1 protein-coding gene is annotated in these 22081 nt (G+C 43.5%); it reads left to right on the top strand.

What is annotated here, in order from left to right; all coding sequences use genetic code 11:
- Positions 1–137: 137 nt before the first annotated feature.
- The gene (locus J8M01_RS10770; protein ID WP_211057968.1) at positions 138–22034 is read left to right on the top strand and encodes a non-ribosomal peptide synthetase; all 21897 of its coding nucleotides are present in this window, start codon (positions 138–140) and stop codon (positions 22032–22034) included.
- Positions 22035–22081 lie beyond the last annotated feature (47 nt).

Here is a 22081-nt window from a genome sequence, read left to right as displayed (position 1 = left end):
TTATTGCAGTCGGTTTTGGGGCTCGTATCCGCAGCGCATCGCTATTTTAGCTGGTACAAGCCAAAAATATAACGCAAAAGATAGTAACTAACCGCATATTTTATCGCACTGTGACATAGACGTTTTAGAGACAAATAATGAAAGATACCCAAACACCATCGGCACCCGTTAACACCCACTCTACTCAAGATATTGCAATTGTGGGTTTGTCTCTTCGCTTTCCCGGTGCGCTCACAAAAGAGCAGTTTTGGCACAACCTAAACAACAAAGTCAGTAGTATTACCGAGATCCCAAAAAAACGCTGGGATTGGAAAAAAGATTATGATCCTGCTCCTAAAAAACATGAACAAAAAATAATAAGTAAATGGGGCGGGTTCATTGACAACATCGACGGCTTTGATGCCAGCTTTTTTGCTATATCGCCAACAGAAGCGCAAAGTATGGACCCACAACAGCGTTTAAGTTTGGAATTGGCTTGGGCCTGCTTTGAAGATGCGGGCTTATCTCCTTCAACCTTTAAAAATACCAAAACAGGTGTTTATTTAGGGTGTAGCAACACCGATTATCAAGAGTTTTCAACAGGTAACATTGACCCTCACTTTTTAACGGGCATGTCGACCGGCGTATTTGCAAATCGTATTTCTCACTACTTTAATTTTCAGGGGCCAAGCGAAACCGTCGATACTGCCTGCTCTTCCTCTTTGGTGGCAATTCACAAAGCGCTCAACGACTTTAAAACCAATGATATCTCGGCCGCTTTGGTAGGCGGTGTTAATTTACTGATCACCAAAAGTCGATATGTATCATTTAGTAAACTCGGCGTATTATCTCCCAAAGGTCGCTGTAAAACACTGGATGCCGATGCCGATGGTTACGTTCGCGGTGAAGGCCTTGGCATGCTTCTATTGTTGCCGCTCGACAAAGCACGTGAAGCCAATGCCAACATTTACGGCATCATTAAGGGCAGCAGTATTGGCCATTCCGGTAAAACCAATACACTCACATCACCGAGCCCATTTTCTCAGTCTCGGGTGATCCAACAAGCCCATGAGTCAGCGGGGATCAGCTCAGATCAAATATCGTTTGTAGAATTGCATGGGACGGGCACCAAATTAGGGGATCCGCTTGAAATTCAAGGCTTAAAGCGTGCATTTCGAGCTACAAAAGCGAAAAATAGCAAAGAGTCAACGTGCTACTTAAGTACCGTAAAAACCAATATTGGTCATCTTGAGTCGGCTGCGGGTATTGCCGGTGTTATAAAAGTACAATTGAGCTTCGCCAACAATGCCATTTCACCGCTACAAAACTTTACCACGCTTAATCCCAAAATATCCCTCGCTAAGTCACCATTTGAACTGGTCACTGAATCGACACCATGGCCACGCAAATCAGCTTCGCCACGTATTGCAGGTGTCTCATCGTTTGGTTTTGCTGGCGTCAATGCCCATGTCATTTTACAAGAGCCTCCCGCATATACTGCAGTGCCATGTGTCGTTGATCACGAAAACATCGTTCAATCCGTGTTTGTGTTATCAGCCAAAAACAAGCGTGCATTACATCAGCGGGCTTCTGCGTTATTGGCCTTTATTGAAGAAGCTTTAAATGACGATAAAAGCAATGCGCAATTAACCATACAAGACCTGGCTTATACTTTACAAGTTGGTCGTGATGCCATGGCATATCGTGTCGGGTTTGTTGCTTCTTCGTTGTCTGAGGCCGTGCAGCAACTTCATGCTTACCTTACAAATACCCCTGATCACTGGTGTGAAAATATAGTAGATAAACACACACTGACTCAGGCTGAACCTTGGCCAGAACCTCACTCAGACGCATGCTCACACCTAGATTTATCGGCATTGTTAACAGCGTGGACTCACGGGTACTTAGTCGACTGGGAAGCCCTGTATACTGGTTTTACTCCATCTAGAGTTAGCTTACCCAGTTACCCTTTTTCGCACAAACAATACTGGATAACGCAAACCGAGTCGGTCGAAAAATTAATCCCGAACAGCACACACACACTTCATCCATTGCTCCACACAACGGTGCCTGCCATGGATGAACTGGTATTTACTGCGACATTTAATGGCCAAGAATTCTTCTTCGCAGACCACAAAGTCAGTCATCAAGCAGTATTGCCAGGGGTGTGCAGCTTGGAAATGATAGTCGAGGCCATTCGTCAATCACATAACATGACAGCCGAACACATCGTAGAATTAAAAAATATTAGCTGGCTGCGTCCTATCGCTCTTGAAGAGCATAGCCCACAGACGAGCGTATACTTATCATTATGGGAAGACCAGAGCACCCTCACATTTGAACTGTGGAGTCATTTAGATGACAACCCGCAGGTCTATGTAAAAGGGAATGCTCTGCTGACCAATCGACTCTCGCAACCCACCGCCTCCTTCAATTTATTCACGTCGTCAACGAAGACTCATTGGCCGGATCTTGCGTTTAAAGATAGCGCAACCCACCCTGAACTAATTGAACACACAAAAGCAGAAATTTACAACATATTTGAAAAAGCCGGCATCAACTATGGCACAGCCTTTCAAGGACTGCATAAAATTCAAAAGCAAGGTGACGAGTTACTTGCTCAATTGTTACTTGATAAGTGCTACTGTAAAGGCTTTAACGTATCACCAACCATACTCGACAGTGCCTTACAATCACTCATGGCATTTTCTGATAGCGAAGAGTTAGCATTACCCTTTGCTTTAGAGCATATTGCCTTTACTGATATTGCCGCTTTATCGGAGGCGTTTTCAGCAAACAATAAACCCACCTCTAACAGTGAAAACTCAACAAATACACAGGTAATGTTATGGGTTCACGCGACAAAAACATCAAATAATGGCGACTCAGTCAAAAAATTCAACCTCACAATATACACAGAGAATGCGAAAGCATGCGTGCGTTTTACGGGGTTCTCTACGCGTTCAATAACAGCGTCTATTGACATTAAGCTTACAGAAAATGCACTTGAAACAAGCTTGCCGTCATCAGATATCACTAATCAAGCCCCTAATGCTCAGATACTTGCGACGGTTACACCTTGTTGGGTTATTACGGCGTTTGATGACGTTAAAAAAACGCCACTTAGCAATGACCTTTTGCAAGCGACACTGTGGGATTATCAAGGCCCTGCTCATTATAAACCGCCCTTTACTAATAACACTCAAAATGACATACAACACAGTGAAACAGCCGTACATCTAAATCATTTATCGAATCACCTTATTTGGCTTGCGCGTGATGAGTTCGCCGATCCTTTGGCTTTTTTTAAGTACATTAAATCACTGCTCCGTTCGGGTTATGGCGAAAAAGCACTGACCATCACCTTAGTGACACTACAAACCCAACGTGTTCATTGTGAGCAAGTTAATCCACAAGGCGCAGGGCTGATTGGATTACTGCAAAGTATCGCCCAAGAATACCCGCTTTGGCATATTACCATTGTTGATATGCCTACCAATCTATTTGATTGTTCACCCGTGTCCCAAACCGACATCCTGTGGCAACAAGTAGTCACTCTGGCACCTGCATTTTATGCCTATCGCAGCAGCCAATGGTATGCGTTTGATATTGCATCACACCACTATCAAAGCATGGGTGCAACACAGGAGACAGCTCAGTTCCCGAATACATCAGGTCAATGTGCGTATCGTCAAAATGGGGTATATGTGATTTTAGGCGGTGCCGGTGGGCTTGGATACGCCTTCAGCGAATGGTTAATTCGCACCTATGATGCTCAGCTTATTTGGCTTGGCCGTCGTGAAAAAAACAACGATATTCAACGCGCGCTAACGCAATTAAGTAATCTAGGTAAAACACCAGTATATTACAGCGTTGATGCCGGCGATAAGAGCGCAATGCAAACAGTACTCAATGATATAAACGCCACATTTAAACACATTCACGGCGTAATTCATTCTATTTTGCAGCTCAATGATCAAAGTATCGCGAAAATGAATGAAGCGCAATTTATCAGCAGCTATCACGCCAAACAACAAACGGGTGACGTTGCGCTTGAGCTATTCAAAGACATTGATTTAGACTTCTTTTTGTTTTTTTCATCCCTTCAATCATTCTCTCCTGCGCCAGGGCAAAGTAACTATGCGGCTGGTTGTCACTACCTCGATAGCCTCGCACAGTCTTACGCACAAAAGATGCCCATTAAAGTGATCAATTGGGGGTATTGGGGATCAATTGGCATAGTCAGCGATGCGTTTTATAAAAATAAAATGGCAAAACAAGGGATAGGATCAATTGAGGTTGATGAAGGAATGCAGGCGTTAGCACAATTTATGCAATCTCCCCTCGCCCAAGTTGGGGTCATCAAGCTCGCGCAAAATACACTGACTCACATGACAAAACACTATAGTTATTCAGCTGATAAGTCTTTATTGGTTAATGACGCTCTGTCTAATACATTCACGTCGCGTGTGCCTTATGATGTAAGTAACCCCAGCACAGACAATACTCAAATACTTGCCTTGTTGCGTCATGCACTTATAAAAGCCCAGTGGAATACTGAAGATAAACGCACTGCTGCCCTCTGCCAACTGCCTGCGTATTTCAGCCTCTGGTGGCAAGAAACACAAACATATTTAACTGACGCTGAATTGCTCGTCAATAGTGAAATTGCTAGTGCTGAACCAGCTAACACCGACATACTAGATGACACATACAATGAGGCGCTTGCATCACAAAACCCGCTCCTTGCTGCTTGTTTGGCGCAATTGCCGGATATTTTATCCGGTAATCAAAAGGCCACTGATGTGGTATTTCCACAGGGTACATTAACGTTAGTAGAGAGTGTCTATCAAAACAATGCCCAAGCCGACTATGCCAATCGCGTTTTGGTTGAACAAGTACAGCATTACCTCACTCATACTAACGTCAGTACTATAAATGTACTTGAAATTGGCGCTGGCACGGGGGGGACCACCCACGCAGTGTTGCCTATTTTAGATGCATGGTCTGTGGGTGAATACGCCTATACCGACTTATCCCAAGCATTTTTTAATCACGCAAAAGCACGCTTTCAAAATGACTACCCATTCTTACACACGCAATATTTTAATGTCAGTAAACCACTGGCAGCGCAAAATATTAAATTGGCGTATTACGATGTGGTGATTGCCACCAATGTTCTGCACGCAACGGCGCATATTAGAACAACACTACAAAATGCCAAGGCTTGTTTAAAGCCTGGCGGGGCGTTAATTATTAACGAAGTCGTTGAAAAATCGCTATTTACCCAACTTACGTTTGGCTTACTTGAAGGCTGGTGGTTAAGCGAAGATAAAGCACTTCGTATTGATGGGTCACCCATGCTATCGGTTGAGGGTTGGCAGCAAGTGCTGGCTGAAGAAGGCTTTACACATATCCATGTGTCAACTCACAAAAGCTCTGCACAACACATTATTCGAGCGCGCAGTAATGGGCAAATCGTTCAGCCCGTCGACACAATTCAGTCAAATAATAAACAAACTAACAACTCAGTACCTCCAACCAGATCTGACAACCAAGAAAACACCATAGCTATGACCGATACACATAACACGACTTCGCTTGCTTCGAGCACACTCACTTTTACCACGCAAACTTTGTTTGCTATTGCTAGCAACACCTTGGGGATACCACAAGACGAGTTAGATTCGAAAGAATCGTTTGCTGACTATGGTGTTGATTCCATTTTAGCGATACAAATGCTAGACGATATTAATGCACAATTTGATTTGAGTTTACCTGCAACCTTGCTGTTCGATTATCCTTCTATTGCGTCATTGAGTCAGTACATCGCCACAGAGCATCACACCCATCTTGCGCACCAATTACCGGACTGTGCACCACAAGCACATGTAAATGAGACTGAGCCAAACAACAATATTATTAACGGCAATACGAATTCAGTAGCCAGTATGGGCGAAATAAGCAACAAAAAAACATATAGAAAGCCTTCTTCAATTGATTTAACGCCATCAAACAAAACCGCTTTTAGAGCTGAGAAAACGCATACGCCACCGGCACCAGATCCTGATATGGATAACAAAATTGCCATTATCGGTATGAGCGGTCAATTTGGTACAGCAACAAATTTAGATGAATATTGGTCTCTGATCCAAAACCAACAAACCTCTGTGGTAGAACAACAGCGTTGGAGTCTCAATACCCTCGCAGAACAAGAGCAAGCGTGGTGTCGTTATGCCAGTTTACTCGACGATATTTCGTCTTTTGACGCTGGGTTTTTCTCAATTACGCCACAAGAAGCCATGTACATGGACCCTCAACAAAGAGTGTTTTTACAAGAATGCTATAAGGCGTTAGATGATGCCAATATGGCAACTTCGGTAGCGGGTAAAAATATTGGGGTGTACCTTGGATGTGCGCAAGGAGATTATGCGAGTTTAGCGCCTGATGACGCGCCTGCTCAAATATTTTGGGGGAATGCCGGCTCGGTTATTCCGGCTCGTGTATCATATTTTTTAAACCTAAAAGGTCCAGCCATCGCTGTGGATACAGCTTGCTCATCGTCTTTAGTGGCCATTCATATGGCATGTCAGGCGCTGGTTAATAACGAAATCTCTAGTGCCATTGTTGGTGGAGTCGCAACGTTATGCACCGCCAAGTTCTCGAAACATGCGGGGAAAGCGGGTATGTTAAGCCCTGACGGTACTTGCTATACGTTTGACGACAGGGCGAATGGATTTGTTCCCGGCGAAGGGGTTGGCGTATTGATATTAAAGCGCTTAGTTGATGCCATTGCCGACAAAGATCACATTTATGGCGTTATTTTGGGCTCAGCGACCAATCAAGATGGCACAACCAGTGGCATTACCGCCCCCAGTTCAGTGTCTCAAGAACAACTGCATCGTGATCTCTATAATCGCTTTAATATTCCCCCTGAATCCATTGGTCTTATTGAGGCACATGGGACAGGCACAAAGCTCGGCGACCCCATTGAGTTTCAAGCTTTAACACGCGCGTTTCGACACGATACCGGAAAAAAAGCGTTTTGTGCGTTAGGCTCTGTTAAAACCAATATAGGTCACTGTTTAACTGCCGCGGGTGTGGCTGGCGTGATCAAAACCCTCCTTGCGCTGAAGCACAAGTCCTTGCCACCTTCGGCTAACTTTAACATCGGCAATTCGCATATAAATTGGCAAGATTCACCATTTTTTGTGAACACACAAGTGCGAGATTGGCATGTGGATGTGGGTCAAAAGCGACGAGCTGCGATAAGTTCGTTTGGATTCAGTGGCACCAATGCCCATTTGGTTGTTGAGGAGTTTACACCACAACCAATCACGACTGTGATGAGTGCATCACAACCATTCATTATCAATTTATCGGCTAAAACCCCCTATTCGTTGCGAGAAAAAGCGCAACAATTACATAATTGGATACACGCGAACAGCACACAATGTTGTCAAGCCATTGCATACACACTCCAGATTGCACGTGAAGAAATGGAGTATCGTATGGGGTTTGTGGCATCAAGTACTGAACAAATCAAAACCGAATTACACCTTTTTATTCATAAAGAACAGGGTCTTTGGAAAAAAGGGGAAGTAAAGCAGGGAAAAACGATTCTATCAGCCTTAGATAGCAGTGACTTTAACCGTTGGGTTGAACAGCGAGAGTATACTAAGTTGCTCTCATTATGGGTGGTTGGCGCACCAATCGATTGGCATTTGCTCTATGGAGCTCACACCCCCAATACAATACGCTTGCCGAGTTATCCGTTTGCAAAAGATCGGCACTGGCTGCCTAATGCTCACTCTCCTCAATTAACCTTGAAAAGAAACGAGCAACATATTGTCTGTGATAAAGCGGACCATATCACACCGCCTAATAGTGAGATGGTGGCAGCTAGTGCAGCAACAGCCCTTGGCTTAGAGCCTCACACTGATAACAACTATCAAACGAGCAACTTTACTCATACACGACATAGCGGGCAAAAAGAGAATAAAACACCATACTTAACAAGCGCCGCAGCCCACTTGCTGCATTACATCCCACAATGGGTTGCTGCTGACATAACACAAACCCGCAGTGAAACATACGCGCACCGCCCAACACATAACATTCGTCATATCATCACGGTGGGTGATGCTCAGCTTAAGTCTCATACCCGTAACATGATAGCTGACAATACTACGGTGCTGCATTTGCATGCGCTAAATACCACTACAACAGACGCATTTCAAGCTAACAACCACGCGCACATCATTGCACAAAACCTGGTGCAAAGTTATGCCTCACAACTGTTAGATTACTTACACTCATTGAGCCCAATCACGTCTCCTACTTTATTACAACTGGTGATCAATGATAGCGCTCAAGCATCACGGCTCTCTTGCTCTGACTTACTGCTGTCGTTGTCTGGGATACTTAAAACAGCGTCACTTGAGTATACTCAGCTGCACACTCAACTGATCATGTTTGAACCAAATGAAAACCCTCAAGGTCATTACACCACATTCAGTGAAGAAGCGGTTATAGCTAAGATAAATCATGAAGCGACCCTGCCTCAACTTGCCGTTTCCCATGTTAAAACACGGGGTAACTCGATTGATAATTCAATTGATACCTTGTTTGGCGTAAACGAAACCTCTATCAGCAACATAGTACGTTACCACGGTGATAACCGTTCAATACTCATCTATACTAGTGTTAACTGCGATGATAGTCCTGATACAACGAACAATGATGAGCAAACACCTTGGAAAGAGCATGGGGTTTACGTCATTTCAGGAGGAACGGGCAAACTCGGATGTATATTCGCACAAGAAATTTTGCATAATACCGCCAATAGCCAAATCATTCTTATTGGTAGAACGCCACTAAACAATACCATCAATGCCCAGCTCAATACGCTGAATAACGCACAATATCGTTCGGGTCAAACTAGCAACGCGCCACGAGTGCACTACGTCAGCGCCGATATCAGTGATGTAGATAGTGTGTCGCAATTGCTCAGCCAAATAAGCTCGAATCATGGCACCATTACGGGAATTATACACAGTGCAGGGGTCATAAAAGACTGCCTTATACAGAAAAAACGCACAAATAACGCATCAAACGATCACAATTCCAGCTTAAATGAAGTCTTTGCCCCAAAAGTCTCCGGCGCTATTGCGCTAGATGAAGCAAGTAAAACGCTAGACCTTGATTTCTTTGTGTGCTTTTCGTCAATTGCAGGGGTTTTGGGTAATCTAGGTCAAGCCAATTATGCCAGCGCCAATGCCTTTGTCGACCTGTTTATGTCACATCGGCGTACGCTAGAAAAACAAGGCAAACGCCGAGGCATCAGTGTGTCGATTAATTGGCCTTTATGGTGTGATGGTGGCATGCAAATTGACGACATAACGCTTTCAATGTTACGCACACAAGGCGTTTGCCCACTCCCAAGTGAAACGGGCATTCATGCTTTTTATCAAGCGCTCTCTCATGCAAGTAAAGCTGCGCAACATTGTTTTTTATATGGTGAACCTGACAAACTTTCCCAATTATGGCACCAGCCTATATGGCCAAATTCAACCGCGTCATCGAATGGTACACTTAACCGCGCACCACACAACTGTGAGGAGCATGCCAATTCAAAAGCACAAAAAAGCAGTGAAGAAGTCATGCGCTATCTTAAATCCGTCATTTATGATATCACTCAGATCCCACCGAGTGATTTAGACATATATGAAAACTTCCGCGAAATGGGGTTTGACTCAATTATGCTCATGTCTATCGCACAAAGAGTAGAATCAGACGGGTTTTTGAGTATCTCAGCTTTACCACCGGCATTGCTCTTTGAAGTGGATACCATCGACACACTAAATGCCTATCTGGTAACACATCAAGTGTGTTCATCACACCATCAAACAACAACGCCAAAGATCAACCTCAGTAAAGACGCTTCGCGATTACAGGACACAATGGCATTATCAAAAGCACAACAAGGCCTATGGTTACAACAAAAACAACAACCAAGTTTAACTGCCAATAATGTCCCTTTAGTATTTGAAGTTGCCGATGTGAATGTACAAACGATGCAAAATGCGCTCGATTGGGTATGCCAAAAGCACCCTATTTTGACTGTATCAATGCGCGAAATTGAAGGCTTACCAACACAAGCCTTATTAGACCTGACACCAATAATTAGTACGCATCTAGCACACTGTGACTCTAAAACAGAGTTAATTCAACAGATTGATGATACGATAAATATTCCCTTCGAGCTGAATCAGCAATTACTCATTAGAGCCAGCTGCTGGCATGTTAACAACAATGGGCATTCTCTGGACTTAATGGTCATTGTCTTCCATCACTTAATCATTGATGGCGTGTCAGCCAGTCTGTTTCTTGAATTACTTATGAGTACATATACCGAATTATTGCACTCCAATACACACGCACCGCACATGCTAAACCATCAAGTACTCACTGCACCGGAGCCTGACTTAGGATTTTTCTCCTACTTAGAATGGGAAAAGGCCATGCTAAACAGTGAATCAGGTGTCATCATGCAGCGTTTTTGGCAAAATGAACTGCAAGGTACATTGCCAGTAATGACACTAAACCATGTAAAACCCCCTGCACCAATGCCCACCCATAATGTTTCACGGGTGAATGTATCCATTGCCCCACACACTCACAGTAAGATTGAGGGTTACTTAAAGCAAACTGGCGTGAGTGCATCGGTATTTTTCTTAACCGTGTATCAGTTAGTATTGCATCATTTTAGTCACTCGAAAGAAATGCTGATTGGTATCCCTGTTTTACATCGTCCAACAACAGACATGAGTAAATCGTTAGGGCTATTCGTTAATCAACTGCCTTTGCGCAATATCATTGACACATCTTGCACATTTGTTGAATTAGCACTGAGCAACCAAGATAAATTAAACTCCATCATTCGCCACAGCGGATATCCGTTCTCTGACATTGTCAGTGCCATACGTACACCGAGAAGTGTCTCGCACCACCCTATTTTTCAAGTAGGTTATGCCTATCATAACTTTATTCAAAGCGCATGGCTTGATCACAATAAGGCACTGGTGAATACGGTATGGGACGAGTTTCAACAAAACCCTGCGCTTGATTTAAGTTTAGAAGTTACCCCAATATCAGACCAATATCGGGCTACGTTTAAGTTTAACCAAGCGATTTACCATCAAACAACGGTTGAGCAATTCGCGCAAACGTATCAAAACCTTATTGTCGATATTTTAACTGCGGGTGCGAGAGCCCATGATAAAGCCATTGCCGAGTACTCTGTAAGTACAGCTAACACACGTGAAATGCGCTCTTCTGTCAATAATTACAGCGTACCAAACGTTGGCAACACAACGCACCCTCAATATTCATCATCACCGATGAGTATCGTCGACCTGTTTGAAAAACAGGCTATTTCAGCACCACACAATACCGCGCTCATTTTTGCGGATCGTAAGGTGTCGTATGGCGAACTGAGTCAAAAATCCAACGCTTTGGCTGTTTATTTACGCAACCAAGATGCATTTAAGCACAGTCTAACGCAAGATATACGCGTAGCTGTGTGTGCAGCACCCTCGTTAGAGTTGATAGTGACTATTTTAGCCATCTTAAAAACAGGTGCAGCGTATGTGCCGATTGACTCAAACTCACCACCAGAGCGAGCTGAATTTATTTTAAATGATGCAAATCCAGCGTTATTTCTAATCGACTCTGCTTTGTCGTTTGCCCATGAAAGTACGTTAAACAATGCACTAAAACTCAGTATCAGTGCAGCTCAAATTATATCGCTCGACACTGCTCTAATAGAAAGTGCTGAGTGTTTGAGCAAGCCCAGTGACACGGTATTCATGCACACCGAACCTAATAAAGTGACGTTAGTAGATGCACGTAATGTGGCATACATCATCTACACTTCAGGTTCTACAGGGCAGCCTAAAGGCGTGCTTGTTGAGCACCAAAATGTCACACAGCTTCTACAAAATAGCCAGCAATTGTTTAACTTTTCAGCACAAGATACTTGGTGTCTATTTCACTCATATGCCTTTGACTTTTCCGTTTGGGAAATATGGGGGGCATTACTCAATGGCGGTAAATTAGTCGTTGCTGATGATTTTACCAAAAAAGATTGTGCAGCCTTTGCAGATTTTGTTGCTGAGCACAAAGTGACGGTTTTAAATCAAACGCCGTCTGCTTTTTACCCCTTAATGGATATTTTTACTGCGAGCCCCGTTCTAACATCGCACTTACACACGATTATATTCGGCGGTGAAGCACTCAACCTATCACGTTTGAAGCCTTGGTTTTCGTCACCCGAGCCCATGCCAAAATTGATCAACATGTATGGGATCACTGAAACCACCATACACGTTACAGCTGCCACAATAACTTCCGAACTGGTATCGCAGCACAGTGATAAAAGCATCATTGGTCAACCATTACCTGGTTATCAGATCCATCTATTGGATGAGCAACAAAACACGGTTAAACAGGGCGTGGTTGGTGAAATGTATGTGGCTGGTACCGGTGTTGCGAGAGGGTATATAAATCAACCTGAGTTAACCGCTAAAAAGTTTGTCTCGCGTGCAATAAGCAGCTGCTCGGATGTGTCACATCCAATTCGCTTATATCGTACCGGAGACTTAGCACGTTTAAATCCACATGGACTACTTGAGTATGTCGGAAGAAGTGACGACCAAGTGCAGATCCGTGGGCATCGAATCGAATTAGGAGAAGTACAATATGCACTAGTAAGCCTCAGTTATGTGACCGATGCATACGTACTCACACAGCATAAACAACACGGTGATGTGTTAACTGCATACCTTATTACGACAGGGCCCATATCTGTCACTACGCTTCGAGGCGACTTACAACGTTGTTTACCCGAGTATATGGTGCCCGCATTTTTTATGTTTGTTGATAAGTTTCCCCTTACGGCGAATGGTAAAGTTGATAAAAATGCATTATGCAATCTCGCTAAAAACGATAAAGCGCCCTATGCTGAGGCACGTATCGCAAACTCTAGCACCGCATCAACCACCGTTAAGGCGCTAGGCAACCAAGTTATCAAAGTCTCTGATATCAATCATCCAGAGCCTCTGTCTCAATTGCTAACAAGCATTACTCAAATTTGGTTAGATGTACTTGATATTGACCACGTTGGCGTTGATGACCCATTTTTTGAGGTTGGGGGTAACTCCTTACTTGCAAATGTGTTATCTGCAAAACTCGCGGCACAATTGAATGTGGAATTTTCAATTACTCATATATTTCAATACAGTACGGTCCGAGCGATGGCCTTACATATACAAGACAACGGTCTCACTCATCCTGTGTTACAAGCAACTAACCTCGTTGAGTCAAGTCTTAATTTGCCAAGCCAAAATAACCGTCAGGGAATACATGCCAAAAGCGATAACACGGGTGCAACAGCACATATACCAGCAAATGAACAATCGTCTAAGTCATTAACCGGGCCATTAACTGAGCCATCGGCTAGCCCATCTTCCCCAGCCTATTACGCTTCAAGCATTGCCATGATTGGGGTATCTTGCCATTACCCTGATGCAGATACGCACCAAGCATTTTGGCAAAACCTCATTCAAGGCAAAGATTTCATTAAAAGGCTGAGTGAAGCCAGTGAAGCGTCACCAATCACTTGGTTAGACTCATGGGTTGATGGGCAAGACCTGTTTGACCCCGCGTTTTTCAATATTTCAGAAAAGAATGCCAAAACCATGAGCTATTCTCAGCGTCAGCTGTTACTTCATGCGTGGAAAGCAGTCGAAGATGCGGGCTACAATTGCGATAATATTCCAAATACAGGGGTTTATATCAGCGCTTCTGCCACCGATACGCCTGACTTAAATTTGCATGATAAAATCAAAGATGACCAGTTCATTCTAAATTCTCAAGACTATGTTGCCTCAACACTTAACCAACCCGGCACACTGCCCACAACCCTGTCTTACCATTTAGGGTTTACAGGTCCAAGCCTATTCGTGCATTCCAACTGCTCATCGTCTATGTCGGCCATTGCTTTGGCATGCACGGCGCTCAAAGCAAAAGAAATAGATTATGCCATTGTTGGAGCAGCTTGTTTGTATCCGCAGCGTTATACCGGTTATCAATACGAAAAAGGCTTAAACTTTGCCCCTGATGCTCGCTGCAAAGTATTTGATGAACATGCCGATGGTATGATTGGCGGTAACGGCGTATCAGTCATTGTTCTTAAACGCGCTGATGATGCTGTCAACGATGCTGATAACATTTACAGTATGATCAGGGACATTAAAGTCAATAATGATGGAAAAGATAAGGCTGGCTTTTTTGCACCAGGCATTAAAGGCCAAATGACGGTAATAGAGCAAACACTGCGCAGTGCGAATATTAACCCTGAAAGTATTAGTTATGTTGAGGCCCATGGCACAGGAACGGCTTTAGGTGACCCAATAGAGTTTAGCGCCTTACAACAGGTTTATCAGCAATACACGCAAAATAAGCAGTTTTGTGGTTTAGGAGCGGTAAAATCTAATGTCGGCCATACAGATACATTAGCTGGCTTAACAGGATTACTTAAAACGTCACTGTCGTTGCACCATAAACAGCTGCCAGCGTCTTTGCATTTTAATACGCCAAACCCACATATCGATTTAGCTAACTCACCTTTTTATATAATCGACACGCCCCAAGACTGGCACACTCCCTATTTACCTCGACGCGGCGCGGTAAGTTCATTTGGGATAGGCGGCACCAATGCACATGCCATTTTGGAAGAGTACGTGCCCAACAACACGAATACAACAGATATTGCCCATAGCAGTTTAATACAACAACCCAGTATTGTGGTGATTTCAGCTATCAGTGCACCGGTATTGAAACAGCAAATGGCGGCCCTACTGAGCCATCTCAACTCACCCCTGATAAGCGAGAAAGAGAGAGTAAATCTCGCGTATACATTACAGACTGGCCGTAAAGTCATGGCACATCGTACTGGTTTTGTGGTGTCTTCTTTAACGCAATTAAAAACCCAATTACAAAACCATTTACATCGTACCACCTTGGATAAGCCAATAAATACGGACGCAATGAGTATTACGCAAAATGAGTTAACACATCTTTTCGCGCAACATGCGTATGACGATATTTTGCAGCTTTGGCTTAAAACTGGATTTAGTGACTGGCAGTTTTTATATCAAGGTGCAAAAGTTTCGAAATTGAGTTTACCCACTGCACCTTTTGCATTAAAAGCCTATGCGTTGCAGCATAGTCAACTAAACCATTCACAGCTAAATAACACGGCACTAAATGAGATTACTGATCCGAAAAGACCAGCTGATCTGAATGAGCAAGACTTTGATAAATCAAAAAATCGCGTCAGCAAGAACACCGATACAACTGCTTTGCAATTGAAAACACCAACATGGGTCGCTAAACCCCCTTCAAATGTGTCCAAAAGTGATCCAATCTCCCCTCAACATCATGTGGTTTTTTGTGAAGTCCCTGAATTTAATATTAGCGGCGCAATCACACAGTCACTTCTTTGTAGTCATTATACGATTGAGCAAAAAGTAGAAGCATATGCGACCCAGTTGTTAGACATACTCCAAGGGATTGCTAAGTCGAAAACAGCAGCCGTATGTCAATTGGTACTCAATGACCGCAATACCACAAGCGCCTGCTCAAGCCAGTCCAACGTATACTTTTGCCTGCACAGTTTATTGAAAACGGTCAGTTTAGAGTGCCCTACGCTCAAAACACAGCTTATTTTGCTGGATAGTGCTTTATTAAGTGATCATACATATCGTGCTGAAACTGATGATGAAACCGCGCAAAGTGCTGTCGTATCGACCAGCACTGTCGTGAAGAGCCTGCTCACGCCGTATATAACCAACAACCTTTACAGTGATGATCATGTGATCCGCTACCACATAGAAAATGGACACTGTAATCGCTACATTCTGGATTACCACCCAGTCCAAACCCTGTGCCCAACACCGGCGTCACAATCACCATGGGTAGACAAAGGCGTATACTTAATAACCGGTGGCCTAGGAGGTATTTGTACGCATTTAATTCATGATCTCAATCGTCAAGCAGGTCATAGAACCGTGATCACAACGGGTACAAAGCCAAGCAGTCACCCACATGTACAAAAACAGCTAGCGGCATTAGCGCACCCAAACACCAGCCTCAAATACTACCAGGTGGATGTAACGAAAAAAATGGCGGTTATTTTGCTCGTCAGAGACCTGCTCACTGAATTTAAAAAACTCTCTGGTATTATTCATGCGGCTGGCGTAGTGAAAGACGGTTTATTTATAAACAAAGATCATGACACGTTTGCGCACGTCCTAGGCCCTAAAGTTAAAGGGGTGATAGCCCTTGATGAAGCAACTCAAGACCTCCCATTAGATTTCTTTGTGTGTTTTAGCGGTTTAAGCGGCGTTAATGGCGCTTTAACACAAGTTGACTATGCAACTGCAAACGCATTTTTAGACAGCTATATGCATTATCGCCATACACTGGTAAATCAAGGGTTACGCAGCGGAAACAGTTGCAGCATTGATTGGCCATACTGGCAAGATGGTGGTATGAAAATCAACCCTCAATTTGCCCCCCTGCTGACTCAAACAGGGTTGTCACCTATGCCAACGGCTGCGGGGATTACTGCATTTTATCAAGCATTCAGTCATAGCCAAACTGTCGTTGAGTATCAACAAGATCACGCTCGTATGACGGACTCAAGCACCTATACCGAAGCAACTGAAACATCCAGCGAAATCACGGCCACACCACGCTTTTCCAATAAAACCGAGCTATCGGTACAATTACGCAAAGATATAAGCTATATCGCAGCTTCTTTACTCGGTGTTGATGCAAGCGACATCGACCCTGATGCTGACCTGGGTGATTTAGGCGCTGATTCAATTGTGTTTATATCGTTTATTAATCAGCTAAATAAATTGTACCAGCTATCCTTATCACCGAGCTTGCTGTTTATGCACTCAACACTCAATAGCATTTTAATGCACTTGTTAGAGCAACATGAAACCGACCTATTGGCCAGCGTAACCCTGTTAGACAATACTGATGCAACCCAGCAAAACATCGCTGATGAGTCGCATAAACAAGGGCAAGTGACGCAACGACCGGCGCAAGTTTCAGCCTCCGAGCGTATTGCGATTATTGGGGTCAGTGGTGAATTCCCCGAAGCAAAAGATATAAATACTTTCTGGCAAAACCTATCTCAAGGTAAAGACTGCGTCGGGCCCTACACTTGGCCTGAGGTGACAAACGCAACCGGCAAACAGCTGCCCGAGCAAGTCAATTGGCTCGCGCGCGTTAGTCGCACACAACATTTCGATCCCTTGTTTTTCAATATTGCCCCTGCGGAAAGTAAGCGAATACAGTTACAAGAAAGCCTCTTAATGATGCATGTATGGAAATGTATTGAGGATGCCGGCTACGACCCAACGTCTCTGGCTGGTACAAATACCGGCGTATTTATTGGTTGTCAGTCTAATTACTCTGATGGCTTGCTCACGTCATCTGCTTTCGCACCTAACCGCATGAGCTTTTTGCTTGATTTACATGGCCCTAGCGAAGGGGTTGATACAACGTGTTCCTCGTCGTTAGTGGCAATTCACAAAGCCATTCAATCAATACAACAAGGTGAATGTACTCAAGCTATTGTTGGTGGTGTCAATATCATTGACTCTCCTAACGCATCTATTGCCATGAACGACATTGGTGCTTTGTCCCCATCAGGACGTTGCAAAGCATTTTCTGCAAACGCCGATGGTATTGTGCGCGGTGAAGGCGTTGGAATGATGTTTATTAAAAAACTATCGACATCAGAGTCAGATAACGATTCAATTTACGGCACAATTTTAGGATCTGCGGTGAACCATGGTGGTAAATCTCATGGTTTTACCGTACCGAATGCCAAAGCGCAAACCAGATTACTAACACAGGCGTGGCAAAACGCCAATATAGACCCTACAACACTTAGCTATATTGAATGCCACGGCACTGGTACATCGCTTGGCGACCCAATAGAAGTGGAAGCCCTTAAACACGCAGTGAGTAACAGCGCAGTGCAGCATGCTCAGCCATGCGCGCTTGGCTCTGTAAAAAGCAACATTGGTCACTTAGAAATTGCAGCAGGTATTGCTGGAATAATTAAAGTGCTGTTGCAGTTTAAGCATAAAACGCTTGCACCTTCATTGCATGTCGATACGCTTAACCCATACCTTGCACTTGATAATTCGCCATTTTATGTGCAAACCGAACAGGCCACGTGGCACAGTAAAGGTAACCGTCGCGCCGCTGTGAGTTCATTTGGGATCAGTGGCGTAAATGCGCACATTGTATTAGAGGAATACCTAGCTGATGAAGATCCCGTTGAGCTAACTTACCAAACTGAATCTCATCACATGCAACAAGTTGCAAAGCCTGCTTCCCTTAAAATTAATGGCGAGCAACTTTCTGGCTCAGCTCAGTCAATCGTTTTACTCTCTGCCACCAGCGAAGTTGCACTACATGCAAAAATTCAGACTTTATATGACTTTATAACCGCATCAAACCATGATACATCCAATGCAGTTAAGTCAGCTCAAAGCTATTTAACTCGTTTAGCGTATACTTTACAGGTTGGTAGAAAACATCACCCTTACCGTGCTGCTTGGATAGTATCATCTGTAGATGGGTTAAGCACACAACTATTAGACACCCTCTCAAAGATTACATTTGGTGACTTTAAAGCGTCAAAAGTAAAAAATGCTGACAAAGAAAAGATCACTGACCACGACCTAATCACGCTTATTAACTCTGGTAATTTGCAAGCCATTGCGCAGTTTTGGTTGACTGCAAAACAGATCAACTGGCCTACACTTTATCGTGAGCGTGCTCGGCCGCCAATGAAAATGCATTTACCAACGACCCCTTTTATTCACCCTAAGGAGCTGACTGTGTGTGATGACACCAACATAGCGCCTGTGAGTAACACCACTAACACGCCAGAAACACCTTGGTTAGTGCTAAAAAACCATTGGCAACATACACCATTAGCGTGTCCGACTGACTGGCTGCTAAAGCTCATAAACGTGTTCAAGACTCAGCGTGTGTTGTTTATTTCGCAAACAACACTTGAACAAACGTATTTGCATGAGTTGCTAAATAATACAGAACCAACACACGACGTGAACAATGCCAGTATCGTCTCTATGCTATTTGATGATATTGAAAATAGCAGCGCCCGGTTTACACCTGAAACGCTACCTGACGTTGTCTTTTTTATTGGTCAATCTGCCGACTTAAATCACGTCAATAGACAACTACAACCGTTGTATCAGTTTATTCAAGCAATTGAACCCTTTGATTCACAGCCAATCCAGCTATTTTATGCCTCGTTTATATCTGAGCACTGTGCTGCGAGAGAAGATATCACCGCCTTATTGAGAAGCTATTCGCTGCGTAGCCCTAAGCACCAGTGGACTATGGTGGAATTCAAGACAGCGTCAGTACCCAAAAACGATTCACAGAACTGGCAATCTCAATTGCTAAAAGAGTTTATAGCCCCTGTACTCACGCACTCTATTGACGAGCAATTTAACTATGTGCAATATCAAGGTGACCGCCGCTTTTGTGCGCAACTGGTAAAAACAGATCTATCGTCAAAGCACGTTATGACGAGTAACAGAGATGCAAAAAACCTAAGCTCTGACTCGATACAATTCAAGCACAATGGTACCTATCTCATCGTGGGCGCACTGGGTGAACTCGGTAAAAAGCTCAGTCAACATTTGTTAACACAATATAATGCAAAGCTTATTTTACTTGGTCGCAAGTCTGAAAATGATGCGCAAAGTGATTTAAAAGAACTTACAGCGCTGCCTGGTAACATTCACTATTTGTCTTGCAATATAGCTGTTGAGCAGGACATGACGCGCGTCGCAAAAATAATAAAAGAAAACCACTTAACAGACTCTGCGCTGAATGGGTTATTTCATCTTGGTACTGCATTTTCCGAGCAAGAGAACAACTGGAAAGACTTTGAACAGTCGATGGCCGTTAAGGTGTCCGGCTCACAATTATTAGATGCAGCATTTAGTGACGAGCCTCTGGACTTCTTTATGTTGTTTTCTTCGATGGCAGTGTTCGGCACTTTGAATCATTTATCATATTCATACGGTAATGGTTTTCAAAATACCTTTGCAACGATGAGAAGTACCTTAGTTGCTAATAACAAACGTCATGGTAAAACGCTGGCAATCAATTGGGGATACTGGCACTCAGATGATGCATTAAAGCGTATTGAAAACGGCTTTGCTGAGAAAAAAGGGTATGCCCTTATCACTATGTGTGATGCTTTTGACTATATGACAACCTTACTTGCATCTGAGCAAAGTACGCTCTGTGTTGTCATGAGCCATGATAAAGATAAAATTTACCAAAATACCTGTCAGCGCCTCAAACGCGTTGCAAATAAAGCCAAAGTGCCAGTCAATCACCAAGACGTCGTCACCGATTCAAGCCAACACAACGTCGCAGATATTGTGGTTAACATTATTGCTAATGTGATCGGCGTAACAGCAGAAGAACTTGAGCTTGATTGTGATCTCTATGAATACGGTTTTGATTCTATTTCGCTCCTGAAAACATTTCAGCAACTTAAAACACAATTACAAATTGATATTCAGGCTGATGCATTCAAAAATATGAACACCATACAAGCATTGATTGATGAGATTGAGCGCATATATCAGCGTAATGCACTTAATGTGAATTCAGATAACTCTTTTGTTAACGATGGCACCGCCACTATTCCTGATTTTATATTAGATGCGGGGGTCAGTTTGCCTAACTTAGCCGACTCGCAGCCTATAGCATTCGAAGCCGACATTAAGTCTGTGCTTCTGACTGGCGCCACTGGCTTTCTTGGGAGCCATATACTTAAGCAGTTATTAGACTCAACTGACGCTATCATTTATTGTTTAGTCAGAGCCAATACCGTTAAGCAAGCACAACAGCGTGTTAAACAAGCCGCCCAATCTTATCGTCTCGCTATTGATTTGCATCGTATTGTGCCGGTCTTAGGTGATATGGAGCAACCACAATTAGGACTATCCAAGAAAAATTGGGCCATGCTGTGCAAGCAGGTGCAACATATTGTCCATACCGCCTCATATGTCAATCACATACAACCCTATTTTGCCTTTAAAAAGTCGGTCAGTGGTACCAATGAGCTACTGACCATCGCCAGCACACACACGTTAAAAATGATCCACTTTGTGTCAAGCACAACGGTCAGTACTCAGGTGAACAATTCACACTTTTCAATCAACCCTATTGAAGACTTTATCGACGTAGACGATGCCGCTTTAATTTGTAGCGGTTATGGGCAATCTAAATGGGTGCAAGAGGAAAACATCAGACAAGCATCACTGACTGGGGTGCCATACACCATTTATCGCTTTTCTGAAATTTCAGGTTCATCCGCAACAGGCATTGGTAACACTGACGATATTTTTCATCGTATTTTGCGCATGATGCTCAGTGTGCCGGCTCGTGACGATGCAGCATCGTACTTAATTGATGTGATCCCGGTAGATAAAGCAGCTCAAAGCATTGTTTTTGGCATGAACGACACACAAAAACGTAACAAGGTGTTCAACGTTGCCAATAAAACGCCTCTCTCCATCGCTGCATTTTATGTCTATGCAGAGGCCCATGATTTGTCATTCACTAATGGTGATAAAGCCAACTTTATTGACGCCTGTGTAGAGTATGTGGCTAAAATAAAGAATGAGCATGAGCAAATTATTATGCAAGGCTTATTGTCTTCTCGCCCAGGATATGACGAATACCTGTTTGAAACCTACCTCATGCCAATGGATCCTTATCACAAAGACAACTTCTTAGCGTTCGTCGATACCTACCATGTTGATTTCCCTCAGTGGGACACTTTGTTTAACACCTACTTTAAACAGTGGAAAAAAGATAAGCACTACAAAGTTCTATGGCAATAGACAGTCATCATAGCCATTAATAACCGCCCGTTTATTGAATACATTTT

Source organism: Pseudoalteromonas sp. MMG005, assembly GCF_018101015.1.
GTDB classification, from domain to species: domain Bacteria; phylum Pseudomonadota; class Gammaproteobacteria; order Enterobacterales; family Alteromonadaceae; genus Pseudoalteromonas; species Pseudoalteromonas aurantia.
Note: the sequence above shows the minus strand (reverse complement) of the source record. Positions and strands in the feature narration are given on the sequence as shown.